The organism is Fructobacillus pseudoficulneus (assembly GCF_900108455.1).
Taxonomy (GTDB): Bacteria; Bacillota; Bacilli; order Lactobacillales; family Lactobacillaceae; genus Fructobacillus; species Fructobacillus pseudoficulneus.
On the sequence record NZ_FNWS01000005.1, the window covers coordinates 1 to 17,499 of the forward strand.

19 protein-coding genes are annotated in these 17,499 nt (G+C 35.4%); 3 read left to right on the forward strand and 16 right to left on the reverse strand.

The genetic code is table 11. From position 1 onward, the window contains the following. Nucleotides 1–251, reverse strand: a 251-nt coding sequence (locus tag BLW39_RS04825) for a helix-turn-helix domain-containing protein (protein WP_143404254.1), incomplete at its 3' end; no start/stop codon positions are given. A 159-nt stretch (nucleotides 252–410) separates the two neighbouring features. Here BLW39_RS04825 and BLW39_RS04830 point away from each other — a divergent pair. Next, complete coding sequence (locus BLW39_RS04830) at nucleotides 411–938, forward strand: PadR family transcriptional regulator (RefSeq protein WP_059379117.1); 528 nt, start codon at nucleotides 411–413, stop codon at nucleotides 936–938. 158 nt (nucleotides 939–1,096) lie between these two features. After that, nucleotides 1,097–2,662: a DHA2 family efflux MFS transporter permease subunit gene (locus BLW39_RS04835; RefSeq protein WP_074717804.1), complete on the forward strand. Its 1,566-nt coding sequence runs from the start codon at nucleotides 1,097–1,099 to the stop codon at nucleotides 2,660–2,662. A gap of 66 nt (nucleotides 2,663–2,728) precedes the next feature. On the opposite strand, the gene BLW39_RS04840 is transcribed toward BLW39_RS04835, so the two are convergent. The 14 genes from BLW39_RS04840 to BLW39_RS04910 all read right to left on the reverse strand — a co-directional run bounded on the left by BLW39_RS04840 (nucleotide 2,729) and on the right by BLW39_RS04910 (nucleotide 13,868). Beyond that, entirely contained in the window at nucleotides 2,729–3,031 is a 303-nt protein-coding gene (locus BLW39_RS04840) for a hypothetical protein (protein ID WP_059379102.1), read from the reverse strand. Between the two features lie 13 nt (nucleotides 3,032–3,044). Beyond that, entirely contained in the window at nucleotides 3,045–3,773 is a 729-nt protein-coding gene (locus BLW39_RS04845; protein ID WP_059379099.1) for a hypothetical protein, read from the reverse strand. Nucleotides 3,774–3,783: 10 nt separating this feature from the next. Then, complete coding sequence (locus BLW39_RS04850) at nucleotides 3,784–4,665, reverse strand: XRE family transcriptional regulator (RefSeq protein ID WP_059379093.1); 882 nt, start codon at nucleotides 4,663–4,665, stop codon at nucleotides 3,784–3,786. 515 nt (nucleotides 4,666–5,180) lie between these two features. Then, nucleotides 5,181–6,170 carry a S66 family peptidase gene (locus BLW39_RS04855; RefSeq protein ID WP_059379091.1) on the reverse strand — a complete coding sequence of 330 codons (990 nt, stop codon included), beginning with the start codon at nucleotides 6,168–6,170 and terminating at the stop codon, nucleotides 5,181–5,183. 68 nt (nucleotides 6,171–6,238) lie between these two features. Then, nucleotides 6,239–6,601 carry a hypothetical protein gene (locus tag BLW39_RS04860; RefSeq protein WP_059379090.1) on the reverse strand — a complete coding sequence of 121 codons (363 nt, stop codon included), beginning with the start codon at nucleotides 6,599–6,601 and terminating at the stop codon, nucleotides 6,239–6,241. Nucleotides 6,602–7,712: 1,111 nt separating this feature from the next. Then, on the reverse strand, nucleotides 7,713–8,003 hold the full coding sequence (locus tag BLW39_RS04870) for a hypothetical protein (RefSeq protein WP_242975645.1): 291 nt from the start codon (nucleotides 8,001–8,003) through the stop codon (nucleotides 7,713–7,715). Nucleotides 8,004–8,311: 308 nt separating this feature from the next. Next, a complete protein-coding gene (locus BLW39_RS04875; RefSeq protein WP_059379087.1) occupies nucleotides 8,312–9,442 on the reverse strand; it encodes a tyrosine-type recombinase/integrase in 1,131 nt (376 codons plus the stop codon). Nucleotides 9,443–9,587: 145 nt separating this feature from the next. Continuing rightward, nucleotides 9,588–9,929: a hypothetical protein gene (locus tag BLW39_RS04880; protein ID WP_059379084.1), complete on the reverse strand. Its 342-nt coding sequence runs from the start codon at nucleotides 9,927–9,929 to the stop codon at nucleotides 9,588–9,590. 362 nt (nucleotides 9,930–10,291) lie between these two features. Beyond that, nucleotides 10,292–11,719: a DUF5906 domain-containing protein gene (locus tag BLW39_RS04885; RefSeq protein WP_242975644.1), complete on the reverse strand. Its 1,428-nt coding sequence runs from the start codon at nucleotides 11,717–11,719 to the stop codon at nucleotides 10,292–10,294. Continuing rightward, on the reverse strand, nucleotides 11,712–12,530 hold the full coding sequence (locus BLW39_RS04890) for a bifunctional DNA primase/polymerase (RefSeq protein WP_059379081.1): 819 nt from the start codon (nucleotides 12,528–12,530) through the stop codon (nucleotides 11,712–11,714). Before BLW39_RS04890 ends, BLW39_RS04885 begins: the two co-directional genes overlap by 8 nt. After that, on the reverse strand, nucleotides 12,527–12,850 hold the full coding sequence (locus BLW39_RS04895) for a helix-turn-helix domain-containing protein (RefSeq protein WP_059379076.1): 324 nt from the start codon (nucleotides 12,848–12,850) through the stop codon (nucleotides 12,527–12,529). Before BLW39_RS04895 ends, BLW39_RS04890 begins: the two co-directional genes overlap by 4 nt. Further along, nucleotides 12,843–13,226 carry a hypothetical protein gene (locus BLW39_RS04900; protein WP_059379073.1) on the reverse strand — a complete coding sequence of 128 codons (384 nt, stop codon included), beginning with the start codon at nucleotides 13,224–13,226 and terminating at the stop codon, nucleotides 12,843–12,845. The genes BLW39_RS04895 and BLW39_RS04900 overlap by 8 nt, the downstream gene beginning before the upstream one ends. A gap of 232 nt (nucleotides 13,227–13,458) precedes the next feature. Then, nucleotides 13,459–13,659, reverse strand: a complete 201-nt coding sequence (locus BLW39_RS04905) for a hypothetical protein (RefSeq protein ID WP_059379071.1) — start codon at nucleotides 13,657–13,659, stop codon at nucleotides 13,459–13,461. A gap of 11 nt (nucleotides 13,660–13,670) precedes the next feature. Next, nucleotides 13,671–13,868, reverse strand: coding sequence for a hypothetical protein (locus BLW39_RS04910; RefSeq protein WP_059379068.1), 198 nt, complete (start codon nucleotides 13,866–13,868; stop codon nucleotides 13,671–13,673). A gap of 141 nt (nucleotides 13,869–14,009) precedes the next feature. Between BLW39_RS04910 and BLW39_RS04915 the strand changes: the two genes are divergently transcribed. Further along, a complete protein-coding gene (locus tag BLW39_RS04915; protein WP_059379065.1) occupies nucleotides 14,010–14,672 on the forward strand; it encodes a helix-turn-helix domain-containing protein in 663 nt (220 codons plus the stop codon). Nucleotides 14,673–16,245: 1,573 nt separating this feature from the next. On the opposite strand, the gene BLW39_RS04920 is transcribed toward BLW39_RS04915, so the two are convergent. After that, on the reverse strand, nucleotides 16,246–17,412 hold the full coding sequence (locus tag BLW39_RS04920; RefSeq protein ID WP_059379064.1) for a restriction endonuclease subunit S: 1,167 nt from the start codon (nucleotides 17,410–17,412) through the stop codon (nucleotides 16,246–16,248). Nucleotides 17,413–17,499 lie beyond the last annotated feature (87 nt).

The following is a 17,499-nucleotide window of genomic DNA, read 5'->3' on the forward strand; positions in this document are numbered from 1 at the left end:
AAGATACCAATGTGATGGTTCAAAAAAGCTGATATTTCAGGTGTCAGGGTCGGATGGCGACCGTGTTTGTGCCGATTACACTGGGCTAAATGATGAGCCTGTTGTGCATTGTATGGTTTAATTCGATTTAACTCGTAGGTAATAGTTGCAGGAGAACGCTTTAAGAAACGGGCTATTTCTCGAGTTGAATGATTAAGTTTGATCATTGTTTCAATGACAGAACGTTCGTGAGCTGATAAACTAGAAGACATAAGCTGCAGATCCTTTATGGTTGATTTTAGTCAATTACCATTAAAGTCTCTGCAGTTTTTTTATGCAAGGTGTTCGGTTTAATTTTACAATCTGCCATATAAAAGAATATAATATATACTATGATAATATGATTCAAAACAATATAGGGAGTTTTACGTATGAAGGGTCAAGACGTTATTCTAGGTTTGTTGATGAAAAAAAGCTTGTCTGGTTATGAAATTAGGGATTTTATTGAAAATAGATTAAGCCATTTTTTTGATAGCAGTTTTGGCATGATTTATCCAACATTGAAAAAACTCGAACAAAATGGCTTGGTGACAAAAAAAACCATTTTACAAAATGATCGACCTAACAAAAATATTTTTTCAATCACACAAAAAGGAAAAGATAGCTTTTTAGGTTCTCTTCAAAATGAGCCTAAACCCGATCAACTAAAATCAGATTATTTAATTCATTTTTATTTTGGGGAATATCTTGATAAAGAAACACTATATGTACTTACAAAAAAGCAAATCAAACAAGTAAAGGAAAAACTGAGTTCGCTAAACTATAATCTAAAGCATTGGCAAGAAAGTGGTATGACTGAAGAACAAAAAATGACATACGACTACGGTATAAAGTTTTACACCGGCTCTTTAGAAATCTTAGAAAACGAGGCAGAAAAATTAGAAAAAAACTTGTCTTGATTTATACAAAAAACGAACAATAAAAAGTCGGTTCCCATTAAAGTAATGGGAACCGACTTTTTGTTATGAATTTGTAACTCATTTTATATTAGCGACTACTTTCAATTTATATTAATGATGTTAATATAAACATAATTAATATAAATGGAGAAGTTACTATGTTTAAAAAATGTTCCCTTTCACTAGTATTTATTTTAGGCATTTTTATCTGTATGTTAGATACTACTGTGATGAATGTCGCACTCCCTCAAATTAGTAAAACAATTCATACGGATTTAGACACTTTATCTTGGGCGTTAAATGCTTACACAATAATTTTTGCGTCTTTCACAATCCCTTTGACGAGAGTTGCTGAATTCTTTAATAAAAAATATTTTTTCTTTTTTGGGGCTTTATTATTTGGAATTGGATCATTAGTTTCCGGATTCTCAGCAACTTTTGTGATTTTGCTATTTGGTAGAATTTTGCAAAGTTTTGGTGCCGCTATACTTTTCCCACTGTCGATGTCCATGGGAATTGAATTAATACCTGGTAAAAATCGTACAAATGTTATCGCCATTTTGGGTGTGACACAAGGATTAGCCTCCGCAATGGGTCCAACCTTTGGAGGCGTAATTACTGAATACTTGAATTGGCATTGGATCTTTTTCATTAACGTTCCTTTGGCTTTGCTAATTATTTTGTTAGGTGCTCTTACTCTAAATGAGGATGACATTATCCAAGAAGATCTACAAAGCATCGATTTTCTTGGCTCATTGTTAGGTATTATTATGTTGTCTTCTTTTACCTCAGTACTAATTGAAGGTAGAACTTGGGGGTGGTCATCCATCACTACTCTTTCTGTTATCGGTTTATCAATCGTATCTTTCATCATTTTTATGATTACGGAATCTAAGTCGCGTAACCCAATTGTTCCATTATCACTATTCAAAGACCGCAATTTTTCTGGAGCATCATTAGTCATTATTTTAAGTAATCTATTTTTAGTTGCAGTAACGGTCCTCTTGCCAAATTATTTTGTTAATGTCGAAAATCTAAGCACATTAAATGCTTCGTACATGATTACTCCTATCACCTTTAGTATCTTTATTGCATCACCATTTGCTGGTCTCTTGTTAAAAAAGGTCGGTGCACGCTGGCTAATTTTTAGTGGATTTATGTTTATGGCAATCGGTTATATTTTTTATGCCGACTTCAATGCTTTAAAGAGTGTTTTATTCTCTTGCATTAGCGGTGCCTTTGTTGGTATTGGATATGGACTAATTACTGGTCCAATAACCGTTATAGCTGCCTCTGACTTTAAGGGAGCACAATTAAGTAATGCACAAAGTGTAGTTAGTGTCTTACGACAAGTTGGAATTTCAATGTCAGTAGCTATTTTTGTCAGTGGACTTTATGTCAATTTATCATCAGCAGAAAAGAACACCGTTCAATACTCTAATAAAGCCATCCTGGCGATGAAGTTACCAAATAACATTACCCAAAAAATTCAAGAACAAACGACTCAATCAATTGCTTCTCAAAACCTAAATTCGAAAAGTCCCCTTAATCTTCCTGCTAATAGCATGATTAGTACTCAAATCAACGAAAACAAGAAAAAAATAGAAAAGTATGCGAAAAACGCATACACATTTGCCTTTAGCAACTTATATCAAAAAGCAGTTCCCTTTATCTTCTTAGGAACTACTACCATTCTGTTCTTTTCAAGAAGAAAAAAGTATTGAAATGACATTTAAAAAAGCTTACGATTTTAGATTGTAAGCTTTTTCTATTGTTCTTTAATACCTAAACTAGTTATTTTTCTTTTTTTCATATTGGTAGCCATCAATAAAATCGACAACTTCTTGCATTTTCCCAACAAATATTTTATTCAAGATTCGGATAATCGGAGCATAATACCAACTTTTGATATGACCATTGTTTTTGTCTTGTTGGTATTTTTCACATCCTCGTTTGAAATCTGATATTTTCTCATCATTTTCGCTATTGTTATGACTATAAGGGCCATGATAAGTATAGTCACGACTATATTGACCATTTTCATAATTTTTTTTGATATAGTTGTGTAAATTCTTATTCTCTTGGTAGTTCATAGTCCGCCTTCTTTCAATTAATTTTTTTGATTTTTTTTAGAAAAAAAACAGTAGGAACAAAAATAGCCATATTAATTAATATAAATAGTAAGACTGTTGTTAGTGTATTCTGATTATTCTGCATTCGTTCTAGCTGTTCGGAAATGTAATAGCCAGGGAAAAATTTTTGGATAAAAAAAGTAACTTTTAAAAACCAATTATTTCCCGAAATATATCCGCTCCATGGAAACATCAATAACGAAAATCCTGTACTCAGGGGCATTGATAATGCTGATATTGTTGCACTATCTAATCTTATTCCAATCCAAAATCTAATAATAGACAAATATATTCCTAAAATTAATACTAACAATAGCAGAACTAGAAAAGTAAAAGTAAAAGGAATCGCTTGATATATTTCTCCTAGTACAATTAAAACAATACAGATAATTGTATTTAACATAATCTGAACAACAAGCTGATCAATTAACCAACGGTTAAATGAATAATGAGATGTTAGTCTTTGTAGTTGATAAAAGGAACGAGTAGTTGATATTTTTTTTGAAAAAGTAACTATAGAATTTCCAGAAATTCCAATTAAAGCTGCGGTCAAGTACAATATATAGTTGATTGATTGCCCGTGTAGTTTAAACGAATCAGAGAATCCGAGCATAAATAAGTACCAAAAGGAAGGTAAAAGAAGAGTAAATAAAATAAAGCGTTTATTTCTGAAAGTGTTTTTAATTTCTAACCATTTAATCATGTATGTGCTCCTACTTATTTTTTAATCGATACCATTTCTCAATGGTTTGATTATTTGAATGAATGTTGCTGACCTGTTCATCAGAAATAATGACACCTTCTTTTAGTAATAGAACACGATCAAAGTATCTATCTATTTGATTAAAATCATGAGTTATAGTTAAAACACTTGTATTAACAAGTTCAAGTTTTTTCCAAAAGAAATCAATTGATTCCAAATCCATTCCTACGGTAGGCTCATCTAAAATTAAAAGTTTTATGGGTTTTAATAGAGCAATTAATAAAGAAAGTCTTCGTTTTTGACCCCCGGATAATTCACTAATAATAACCTTTTTTTGTTCAGTAAGATTATATTCTGATAGTAATTCTGATAAGAAATTTTTATTATATTCTTTTTGAATACTAGCTGATAAAGCAATTTGCTCTTCCACTTGATAAGAGTTAAGTAAGATATTATCCTGTGGCATAATACTTAAATCATTTCTTGGATTAAAATGTTGAACTAGGTAGCCACTACTACTTGACGTTTCACCAACAATAATCTTAGCAAGAGTTGATTTACCAGATCCGTTGCTCCCTAATAAAGCAATTCTTTCGTGACTATGGATTGATAGATTAATATCTTTCAATATTTCTTTATCAAATTTTTTACTAAGATGATGAATTTCAAGTAATATTTCTTTTGATTGCTTTTTCCCCGTTATTAAATAATCTAATTCCACATCGAAAATGTTAGATAAAGATATTAATTTATCAATATTTGGTTCCACTTCATTATTTTCCCATTTTGATATGGATTGCCGAGATACATATAATTTTTGGGCTAAATCTTGTTGAGAAAGATTTTTCTTTTGTCGAAGACGGGTTAATTGTTCCCCAAAGATATTTTTCATATTCACACTCCATCACTAATTAAATTATCATCTGCTTTTGAGTATAATGTAAGCCTTGTTTTTTTCAATATATTACTGTCCCGTTTATTGAGCAGAGGTTGCACTAGTCGTATTTATGCCTATTTGGTCAGTTTTATTTCTAGGAATAAAGCAGTAGTCATTTTATTAAGTATAAGAGTGTATTATTCACTATTTTTGCTGTGTAAGGCTTTATACTTTGAATCAATATTCCACTACTATCCTTCTCTTTATCTTCTTAGAAACTACTACCATCTTGTTCTTTTCACAAAGAAAAAGTATTGAAACAAAATTCAACAAAAAAGCTTACGATTTAAAGTCGTAAGCTTTTTCTGTCACTTGTCAGCAATTTTCTTTCTGAAAAAAGTACCAAAAAAGCACCATTTTCGTAAATTATTCTTGATCCCTCTTGATTTCTCTTGGTACTAAAGTAGTATTTTTAGCGGTTTTTGACCGTTAATGCCTGCCTCGTGGGCTTTGATGGAGAAGATAACGTTTTATCCCTCTAAAATTTCTAATTGGAGTTCTGCAAGATTTTCAGCTTTAATCTGAATCTGTCCTCCTAGCGGAAAAGTAAAAATCGGCTGTGTGTGCCCAAAGTCCACGTCATAAATAACCGGAATAGTCTGTAAAGCTGGATACTTATTTAAAATAGCAATCAATTGTTCTTCCGACATATCATTATCAACTGGAAAACGGCCAATTACTAATCCTTGAATATCGGGATGCATTTGTAAAATTTGCGCCAGTTCTCTTGAAAATTCAAGTCCAAAATTATTCCCATCGTTTTCGGATTCCTCAATAAAAAGGATTGGATTTTTTACTTGCGGAAAATAACCCGTTCCAGCTTGAAGATAGTAAGTTTGAATATTACCACCCGTAATCGTACCGGTAGATGAACCATGATGATAAATTTTCCATTTATTTGGCATTAAATGCCGTGGTTTGCTTTTATCAAACCATGGATCGCTAGTATAAACCTCACTCGCTTTTAAGAAATACGACTTTCTTTGTACTGATTTAAGCCATTGTTTTGTCTGAAATGTTTGCAGCTCATCCATTTTAAACGACGAATAACTCGGACCGTAATAAGTTACCATGTTTGTTTTGGCACAAATAGCATTATGCAGGCTAGTCGTGTCGGAATAACCAATAAAAACTTTAGGATTGTTACGAATAATTTCCCAGTCAATAAAAGGCAATAATTCATTAGCATTCCACCCGCCAACTGTTGTTAAGACTGCTTTAACATTGGAATCCAAAAATGCATCGTGTAAATCTGCTACCCGATTCTCAATATCACTTGAAAAGAAACAATCGTTCTCATTGATATGTTCACCAAAAGTTACTTTAAAATTCAAATGTTCAAGTCGTTGTTTTGCAACTAAATTTTCATTAAAGCCACCTATCCGTTCCATTGAAAAACTTGGTGAAATCACTCGAATTTCATCACCAGCTTTTAATTTTTTAGGAATTATTTTTACCATCGTTCTTCCCCTTTTTTATCACCTCAATCTGCTAGTATTGTACATCATGCTAACTTTCAACAAATATTTCATTCAATGTTTTGTGCAATAGCATAAGCAACAGGAGAAATATTTAATCCAATCCATGTTAAAACATAAATGATTATATTTGTATTATTTGTCTCGAATAATTCAGATATTTTTTGGAATTCATAGGAGAAGTCTTCCTTTGTTAAATTCAAAGGATTCTTGGAATTTATTATTAGTTTGAATGTTGCTTGAATAAGTTTCTCCTTTGCTTGAGGATCATCAATCCCCATTTTCCAAAGGTAGAAAGATAATGAAACAGGATTATCAGTATCATCTTTTAAGTAGTTAGTAATTTCTTCTATAGAGTTTAAAACTATTTTTTCATTGTCAGTTAATTCAAAATATCTTTTCTCACTATTCATTTAAACTAAAACCTCCAGAAGTTTTTTGCATACCTCTTCATACTTTTAGTTTTTAGATTAACAGACAGATAGTGGAATTATGAATAACAGCTCAATAACAAAATATTAGTCATTACTTATCATTTGGTAACAAATATTCTGTTATGGAGATTTTTATAGCGTTTAAAAAGTAAAATTAATTGAACTCATTTTTAGCAAAAACCGTTCTAATTCTTGGGAACAGTTTCCTACTTTAACTAATGTTTTTGGCGAAAACTGAGTAAGTGAAATTATAAAAAAAGCAGATTTCAAATACGAAATCTGCCTTTTTTGACTTTCCATAATCATTCTGCTAATAACAAAGTTTTCTATAATTTATATTGATATTCTTTTATATTTGAGTTAGATTATCTTTATACTTTGGTAGGAAGGTCTTTTGATGGATAACTTGAATAAAAAATTAAAAGCAAAAATGGCATTTTTTTTGATCACCTTCTTGTTACTCAAGGGTTCACCTAATTATTGGTTCATTAAACCAGTAATCATTTTAAACATGCTTATTCTAGCGATTATATGTGTAAAGCTCTATCACTACAAAAAATATAAACTCAATAAAAATTCTTAAATTTTTGATATCTCCTGATACTAAAAATAAACTTATCAAATAACATTGTTCAGAAAGTTCAAGAAGAAAAATCATTGAGAGAATGCACAAAAAAAGCTTACGATTCTATATCGTAAGCTTTTTTGTTGAACTTTTCTAGGCAATATAGCAATTCATCATCAAGTATATCTTCACCATTTTTGAAAGAATAACCCATCTTTTGATAAAGGCCCAAGCCAGTAATTGAAGAAGAGATTTCGATACGTTTTGCCACAGCTAACGTTTGATAGAACTTTCTAAGACAATGCTCCCGATATTTGTACCAGACTTTTTTGCGATTCTGACAATAAAAGAGACAAGAATTATAGAGAATTCTATGATAACAAGTGAGTAGAAGAAAGAATCATGTGGTTTCTTTTTCAATAACAAATTCAACGAATTTTTCTACATTTCCAGAGAAATGGTGAACATTAAGCAAAAAGTAAAATGTAGAAGTTATATCAAAATTTTGGATACTGTTCTCTAAGTCTAGAATATAGATTCTTTTTTTAACCCCGATGCAATGCCAAACTCGATGTTTGCACCCTTCCCGCCAGGAAAAATAAAAATTAAGAAGTCAGCTTCTTGAACCCCCTCAAATTCTAGTTTCGCAATATTTCGTAATTCTTGTAGTGAACTTGCTTTTGTATTATTTGTCCAATCATATGTTTGGATGTACCCCTGGTTGATAAGACCGTTAGATATGGAGTTGACAAGATTTTTATTTTTAAAGGCACTAGCTATATAAAAACGTTGTTTTTTGGATCCTGATATTTTCATACTTCTCCTTTGTCAGCAATTTTCTTTTCTGAAAAAAGTACCAAAAAAGTACCATTTTCGTCAAACTGTTTTGATTTTCCATCATTAAGATCAAATGAAGTACAGTATTTTTTAGAACTTCACTCTATAAAAAAAGCAGCCCATATGGCTGCTAACATCAGTTTTCTGACAATTATTTTCTCAGTACCACAGTGATACTTTTAATTGTCGCCATCTGTACTGTAGGCTTTGATGGAGAAGAAGGGACTCCCATAAACCCCACTGTATCAAGGGTTATAGATTTATCCGCTACTTTTTCCGCTACTTTACTAACTAATACGAACAATATTGTTCAAAATGTCGCCAGTTTGTTCCCTCGCTTTGTTAGTTATTTCTGCATAAATATTCAAAGTTATTTTTGCATCAGCATGGCCCAAGTATGTCTGTACCTGCTTCACGCTTGCACCCTGTTCCAGTGCTAAGGTTGCCCAAGTATGGCGGAGGCCGTGCATTGCAACGCCCTTTGCTACCTGGTATTGATCACTAACATCATGTAACCACTTATTAGGCCTTAGAGACTGGAGAGGCTTCCCGTTGTTGGTAAAAACAAAGTCAGTCGGTTCTTTGTGCTGGCTCAAGTTATACCAGTGTGAGAGAACCTTAGCCATATCAGTAGCAATCTTAATTGTTCTGGTACTAGTCACGCTCTTAGTACCCTTAATGTAAGTGCCACCATGCAAGCCACGGCCTAACGCTTGTTCTATGTTGATATAACCGCCATCAAAGGCAACGTGTTGCCACTGCAAGGCTAGAACCTCTTCCGTTCTCATCCCCGTGAAGGCAACTAATCTTAAAAGCGTGTATGCTTGCCGATTAACTTGGCAATATTGACTATCTAGCACCCTGATAAAGTTGCGAAACTCATCCTCATCCATGGCCTTCTTTTTGGGCTGGCTCTTTCGTTCCCGTGGCATATCAACCTTAGTAAACGGGTCAACCTCTATCATATCCATCTTTACTGCTAACTTAGTAAGCTGATTGAGGTAGCCAACCACTTTTTTATATTTTAGAAGTTTGGCCTGCATTGTGTTAAGATAGCCCTGTAATTTAATTGGCTCTATCTGATTAATAAGCTCATCCCCCCAAAAAGGTAAGATGTGTAAATCAAAATAGTTCAATACTTTGGCCAAGGTGCTTTCTTCTACCGTATTCTGATAGCCATCTAGCCAAATATCATACAGCTCCCGAACGGTTAGCACGTTCTTGGGGGCTTTTTGATTGTACTGGCTTTTTCCGTTCTCAAACAATATTTTTTCATTATTGAACCAAGCCCGTGCCGTCCGTTGGCTTGCAAAGCCTCTTTTTTGTACCTTCTTCCTTTTACCATCAGGCTGTAACCCAAGATAACCAACAACCTCCCAGGCCTTTCCCTTTTTTGTTTCCACTTCTTTTAATTGCATCAAACTACCTCCATAGCGGTCTATAGCTACGTACAAAAAGGAAATTTGTAGAGGAGTTTATAAAAGGCGTGATAGTCCTTGATATCATTGACCACCACGCCCCTTATTTTGCCACCGTTTCCGATTTTGTACAATTAAATTTAAATTACTCTACTGACTCGTATAACAATCTAGACTGTTCAAGTTCTTCATCAGACTTTTTTAATTGTTCTTCTTTTTTCTTCATTTCCTCAATAATTGCCGACTTTTCGGCCTCGCTCATTGGTTTTTGGCTTAAGTCACCCAAAGCCATCCGCTCGGAATCATAACCAACCATAAGAAGGAGACTATTTTGTAACTCTGCTTCATGTTCGGCATGGTCATAACCATTTTTATATAAATCACGGTGATAACGGAAAAAATAAATAGCTTTTCTCGCTCTCCTAATTTGCCAGTCTTGATAAAGGACACTGGCCACCAAAGTTGCCAGGATAATAGTTATAAACATGTTTCTGGTTCTCCCTTTATTGAGTGTTATTTTTTAGTTGATGTGTGCTTTTTTGTGTCAAAAATAAAATCGTTGTAACCCTTGTGGCTGTGGGTTTAAAGCCTATTTTTGTCGATTTGTGCCGTGTTTTCGCCACTTCTCTCCTACATATACATACGTATTTATATCTATTTCCTTTTATTTATACTCTTTGCAACTTTTACCAAGTACATAAACACTGACACTTTTAACACAAAATATATATAAACCTTAGAGTATCAAGGATTTTCAGGTTTTCAGTTTTGGCACTCAATTAGCACCGTGATGGCTCTTGATAGTTCTTGATACTTTGTCAATGACACAAAAAACTGTAAAAAGCGGTACTAAGTATACTTTTCAAGGTCCAACCCTTGCCAACTTGCCACAGCGTTTCCTGTGTCACCGTCTGGGTGTAACCGTGTTCTGGTCTCTAAAATGCCCTTTTGTGTCAAACTTGTGCCAAAACTTTTTTTGTTCATTTTTGACTCGATATGATTATCAGAGAGCCAATCTCGAAAACGTGCAAAGGCTACTTGTTTGGATATTCCACCCGTATAACCTTCTGGCGTTTCCTTCTGGGCTTCTAACAAGAATGTGGCCACTAAGTCTTGGCCAGTCGCCCAGTCTTTTGTAACTTTCTCAATTTCATCATTAACAGTTAGATGGCCTTGGGCTTTCGCTTGCTTAAAGGTTTCAATACACTCAATAGCAAAGCCACCAAGCTCCTTAACGGCCTCACCCTCGTCCCATAGATGTGCCCTCATATTGGCTTCTTGTGGGTTATCTCGTACCTTAGGGGCAACCACAGGCACAAGGTGCATACGCTGTAACAAGGCGGAGCTAACTGCTATTTTAGGTTTGTTATTACTAGCGAAAATCAAAAGAGCGTATAGCTTCACACTGACCGAGTTTGTCCCTTTTCCCTCAACCTCCACAACATCCCCACCCGATAACGTTTTAAGCGTGTCGGGCATGTCAATCCGTGTATCAGGAATATCTAAGTGGATATTTGCTAGCTTGTTGATGAGGTCAAAAGTGCCAAAGCGGTTACTTTTACCGTTGCTACCTGTCAGGGTATCAATGTCTTTAGCTGTGATATTATTTTGGCCAATCAAGGGCCTAACAATCTTTTCAACAAAGTAGCTTTTGCCACTGCCACCCGTCTCATCTAACAGAATTGTGATGGTGTTAAAGGTGGTCTGTTCAGGAATAAAAGCATACCCTAGCACCTCTTTAACATACTGCCATGACGGTCCAAACAAGTATGAACCCCAAGCATTAATATTGGGGGATGCTTTCCCTGGCTGTGCCTCAATCTGGTGGCCGTTTATTAAATAATCTTTTGGACTGTTTGGCATCCTTTCGCCACTATCAAACATATAAGTGCCATTCTTAAAAGCCACACGGTCAGTTTTTTGGTCAGTGAAGGGATTATGATCCCGTTGCCCATTTACCAGCACTGTTTTGGCCACATCTTGCATCCTTCTGGGTCTGTAAACGTCTGCTGATTTCAAATAGTCAAAAGCATACCGCTCCGCCTGTTCCTTTGCCCTGGTTTTTGTCACTTTGTCCCAGTTCACACCGTTATAACTGTAATAGGTTAGCTCATCCCCAAAGGGAACGGCCAAAAAAGGATGTTCTTTTATAATAAGGTCTGCTAACTCTACATATTTGACCCCAACAGCTTTCCCATCTTGGTTATATTGAACCCAGTCGACCTTTTGGGCCACAGTGTCAGCAAATACCTGTTCTAGCTGTTCTTTTTCAGTCACCAATTACTCGCCCCCTATTCTTGGCCCGCTTGATTTCACGCTTTAACACGCTCATATAGACCTTTTCAAGTTCGCCATAGCTGAGAGGTTCTGGGCTTTGTTGATTGACTGCCATGGCCACATTAAAGGCAACCGCTGGGGCAACATGAGAAGAGAGAACCCAACCAATCAGACTAGTAGCCTGGTCATTGCGTTGGCCTGTGGTAAAACCATTAGCCACCATGTTCCACCGTTCGGCTATGCTGTACTTAGCTTGTCTGTTTCCAAGGTGCTTACTGGTTTGAGTTTGACCAATCTTGTCCACCCAGTTCGGCCTTTCTTGTATCGTGTTTAAGTCCGTAACCGCTTTATAATCATTTCCATCAATAACAGAGGGCGAAACAATAACACCGCCACTATTTAACACGTCTAAACCGTCCACAGCGTTTATTTGTCTTGTTTTGGACTGATTGGCTGTGTCAGTATAAAAAACGTGCCAACCACCTCCTGCAGTCTTTTCTAAGTATGTTGCCGAGATAACCTCAGGGGAAACCTGCTGACGTTTTAAATAATCTTTTAAGCTCTGTAAACCGTTGGCACTGTGTTGGTCCACATCAACAACCACAAAGGGCGAACGATCCAAATCAATGCCGATATTTCCGCCCTCATATTGGGGATGCCATACCAGCCACTCTTCTAAATCTTCCCAGTGATTGAAGCTGTTTTTATGTCCTCCCTCTTCTTTGTTGTATTTGGTATTGGGTTGGGCAATGTAGATATAAGCGCCCATTTTCATAAGCTCCTTTATTTTGGTAGCTTGGTCTTCATTCATTCAAAACGCTCCCTGTGTTGTTCCAGCCCCCTAACTCGCCTTTCATAGCTCTTAGCATTGTTGCGGAGCATGTTCAGAGTATAAAAATATTCATCCTTATTTGTAATGCGGTAAACCCCACCCCTCTGATTACGGAAACTACCAACCAAATAGCTATGGCTAGAAAGGTGGTTTAAAATATCATATACACGCCTTTCGGGTATCCCTACTACTTTGGATAAATTGCGGACCTTAATAGCTTTTTCCTTACCAAAAGGCAAAGCCATGTATACTTTTTTCTCATCTCTGGTTAGTTGGTCCTGGTGTCTTACATCAATCATTGTCATTCCCCCGCTTTTCGATTTGTGTTAAGCCTCTGTCTAGTTCGCCTAGCTCTGTCTTCAAAAACTCGACTGTATTTGTAAGCTGGTTGCCCATTCCAATCAATACGCCATTTTTAGACCATTCAGCATGCTCATTCACATCCTGGGCTAGTTTCTCAAGAAAATCAGAAAGCACACCCAAGCGCTCAACCTTAAGCCCCACTGTGTCGGAAAGCTCTCCAAACTTCTGAGCCCGTTCCTGGTCCACTTTGTCCGACCCCATATCTGTTAGAAGGTGGTCAACGTGCTTAGACAAAATTGCTAAGCGATCGTGCTCGGTTTCTGTTTCCTTGATAACGTTGATCAATTCATTTTTGAAGGTGTTCTTATCCATGTTAAAATTAAGCCAAAGGCCAATTTAAAAGGCGTTTTATTCAAGTCATTCCCGTACTGTCGCCAAACTGTGAGGGGATGTCTTTTTTTGTGCCCTTTTCATGTCCTTGGCCACTCCTTTCTATTTCCTGTCTGTTCTTCCTAAGTAGTAACCAACTTCAACGCCACCTAGACCAATAAGGGCCACTGTGGCGAGTGTTATCAAGATGTTTAATATCTGCATATTCATCCCCTTAAACCCACTCTTTAATAGCTCGGTCAATCTCTTCCCTGTCATATCTTGGGACAAAGTCCGTCAGGTAAGTCTTAACTTTCCCAGTGGCCACAAGATGCCGTTTAAATGTGTTCAATGAACCTCCAGCATACTCGGCCGCCTGCTTTTGATTAAGCCACCGTGGTACGGCTACAATCTGTGTTACTGGTGTTTGTTCCATCGCTATGCCTCCTATACATGTTCAGATAACCAATCGTTTACCTTCAATACCGTAGGTTTTCTGATACGTGTAATAACCCTTTCGTTTAAGATGTTTGCCAGTGTAATCTCACTAATTCCAATTTCTTTCGCCATACTTCTGTAAGTTAAACGTAGTTCCCCCTTTTTTCGGTTCAACATTTTTACTTGGCTTTTCGTAAATTCTGCCATTCATAATCCTCCTATGCTTTAATAAAATAAAGTATAGCATATTTTTTTAATGAGTAAAGCAACTTTACTTTATTTATTTCCCCTTTACTTGTTTAAATGAATAAAATATAATTAAAGTGAAGTTTAATTAAAGGAGTGAGTATGCTTAAATCAAAATTATCTGTTTTACTTGCAGAACGTGGCATTAGGCAAGAATATTTATCAGAAAAAACAGGAATTAGTAAAACAACAATCTCGAATATTTCCAACAACAAAACCAACGGTTTAAAATACGAAACGTTAAACGAACTTTCAAAGTTTTTACAGGTCACGCCTGGAGAAATGTTTGATTATTACAGTAAAGATATAACGCTATCAATCAGAGAATACCCATTAGATATTAGAGATTTACGAATACCATTCTTAGATGATGAGCCAACGGACGTAACTATAGAAGGGTGTTTCTTTAATATTAGTGGTGCAAAGGGACTCACTAACAAAATTGGTTTTTTTATAACAATAAAAGACGCCTTTGAATTTCAAAATGAAAACTCTAATTATGTTGATGCTTGGGGTGATAGTGATTATTTAATCGAAATCAAAACTAATAAAATGAACGATTTAGCTCCTGACAGTTTAGATCCATTTTTAGAAGATTTACCTAAAACATTCCTATCTACTTTCGAACAGTCAGTTATAGACTTTTTTACCGATACACTCTATTCAGAATTAGAAGATAAAACAATTTTAAGAAAAGGGAAGTATACAATTCACATCAACACAAGAGAGCAAGATTTGTATATTCCTTTGAAAATAAAAAAATAAAAAAGCACGATTTTAATAAATAGATTCAATCCAAAAAGGGTGCAAAACTAAAACAAGCATAAATGCTCAAATATAGCTGTTTACTACTGCACCCCGTTTTGACTTTTTGGACAGAATGCAGGAGTTTATAGAGGTAGCAACTAATGCCAAATTGACCCAACCAACACCCTAATTTAGGGATATGGTTTGTAACTTTTTTGTGACCTTTTTAATTTTTGTGTGCACAACTTTTCGCCCCATTCATTGCCCTATATACGGGTAATAACACACTGGAAAATGCTAGGAATTGCTAGGATTATTTGGGTTTAAAATGCTAACATTTGCTAACATTTTTTAGACCTCAAAACCTAACAAAACCTAACATTTTTCAGCCTTCAAATACTAGTAATTACTAGCAATCATCCCCACAATGAGGGCGCTTGAAACCAGTCTTAACCTGTAACTATGTAACTTTTTAGGTGTAACTTTTTGTAACTTTTTTTATGCAACCTTTTGCAACCATCCCCCAAAAAGGTTGCAACACTTTCTGCAACGTTGCAACGCTTTAACGGCCTTCATATACTGCAATTACATGCTAAGAAATGCTAAGGTTCTCACTGGAAAATGCTGGAATAAATGTTAAGAATTGTTAAGGTTAAATGTTGGAAAATGTTGACATTTGTTGACATTAAATACTTGCTTTTGCTTACATAAATGATAGCTTTTGATAGCATTTTTTAATAACAGGTTTTCACAGGTTTTTATGTCATGTTTTGACATGTTTATAAGCACAAAAATAGCCCTACTCGATTGAGTAAGGCTTTTTCTTTTGGGGCGTGTTTACAAGCACACCCTGCCTTCTTATGTGGGGATGATCTCACAACCGCACCCCGATGTGATGTTGTAAAGCGCGCACCTATATGTGCAAGGTTAAATGTGCAGATTGGGCAGGCACTTAAAAGGCAGGTTTTGGCAGGCTTATTTTTTCTGATGTTTCATGTTAAGTTTTGTTAAGTCCAATAACAAGTTTTAACAAGTCGTGTTTTGTAAGGTTACTAATTTTTCAGCATAGTTTTTCACATCATTTTCATCGACCAGAGCCGACACATCAACAACTAAAAATCCCTTCATTTAGCTATTTTAGTCAATTGCCCCCCACCTTAAAAGTTTTGAAAATTGGTTTTTTTCACAAGATAACGATATGTGTGCGCTCTCTCGATTTGACATTCATGGGGGGGCGTTTCCAAATTGGGCAAACCTTAACTTTTACTATTCATTGTTTCCGTAACTTCATGACCGCCACTGTGTCGGGTATGGATTAGCTAACTCACTTTCATCTCATCCCCTCAAGATAACTATATACACGATTACCAGCGGTCTTACAGGTACGGAGATCCATAAGTGCCACATAGTAAGAGAAACGAACAGGCGTGTTTGTAAGCACGGTTGCCCACTTTTGGACAACCGTCCAAACGGGTACGGTTGTTACAATCATCTATTTTAGTTTTATACCGAAACTTCGACATTGGGTTTTTGACACACCAAAATAGTGCGCCCGCTCAACAAAAAATCCCGGAGGTTGTAAAAAATTAACTTAAACAAACATTTTCTGCAAGAGACCCTTCTTCTGTTCTTGTAGAAGTTTTAATTTACGCTGATGAAGGGTGATGAGATTGTCCAGTTTATCTATCCAAACGGATAGTTTTTCTTGCTCGCTTATTTTTGTAGGAATTTTAATCTTTATATCACTCATAACATTATTCATGAGTTTAGGATTTCCTACATGCGAAACATATTTCCAAGCAGATTTATTTAGTATTTCTGCTATGGATTTGTTTATATATCCATCATTGGATAATAAAACGCCATTAACGTTAGTACTATAAAACCTACCATTACGGTACTTTACCGTTCCTGCATTGGCACCATCGGTTGTCCATGTTATTCCGCCATCAAATAAATAGTCATGATAATAACCAAGTAAACCATTGTTTTTAGTTTGAGATGAATAAACAGGATATGGGTTCACTAATGTTTTAATACTACTAACTTCAGAAACTGCTAATACTTGACCACGAGTTACTGTGAACAGCTCACCGACTTTACGCTGTTCCCAATCATCAGTAAAATTTGAAAAACGTAATTTTGGTTTTACGTCCCCCGTTTTCGGAAACATTTTTTGCAGAAGCCCTTTTTTCTGTTCTTGCAGAAGTCTTAACTTACGCTGATGAAGGGTGATGAGATTATCTAATCCTCTGAAAAGGTTCCCGATTTTTTCTTGTTCATCTTTTTTGGGAAATAATATCTCTAGATTTTTGACAATAGATCCTGATAAATTTCCTTGGCCACCTTGTAAATATTTATCAATAATTTTATCTTTATTGCTTTTTAACCATTGATGCAAAAAGAGTGAACTATAATTTCCCTTTACTCGGATTGATAGAATAGCTTGATTAATGGCACCATTAATCCTTGATATGCCAACTTCACCACTAGTTGCACCGTACATGGCATATAAAATATCACCAAATTTAACAAGCTTTGCTGAAGAATTGTCTAACCCAGATTGTGTAATAAAAAGCTGAGTGCTATCACTATTAATTTCAGCAGATCTAATAAAGGGAATATTCCCACCATAGTATTCCTTTTTACTGGCCGAAGGGGTTCCGCCCGAAAAGGAAGAACTAACTTCACCCAACTTACGCTGTTCCCAATCATCAGTAAAGCCTTTAAATCTTATTACTGGTGTTCTTTCATCCATTTTGAAAGTTCTCCTATATAGCGAGTCTTATTATATTAAAATCTATTTAACTCCTTTTAGCAACAAAAAAAACAGCCCGAAGGCTGT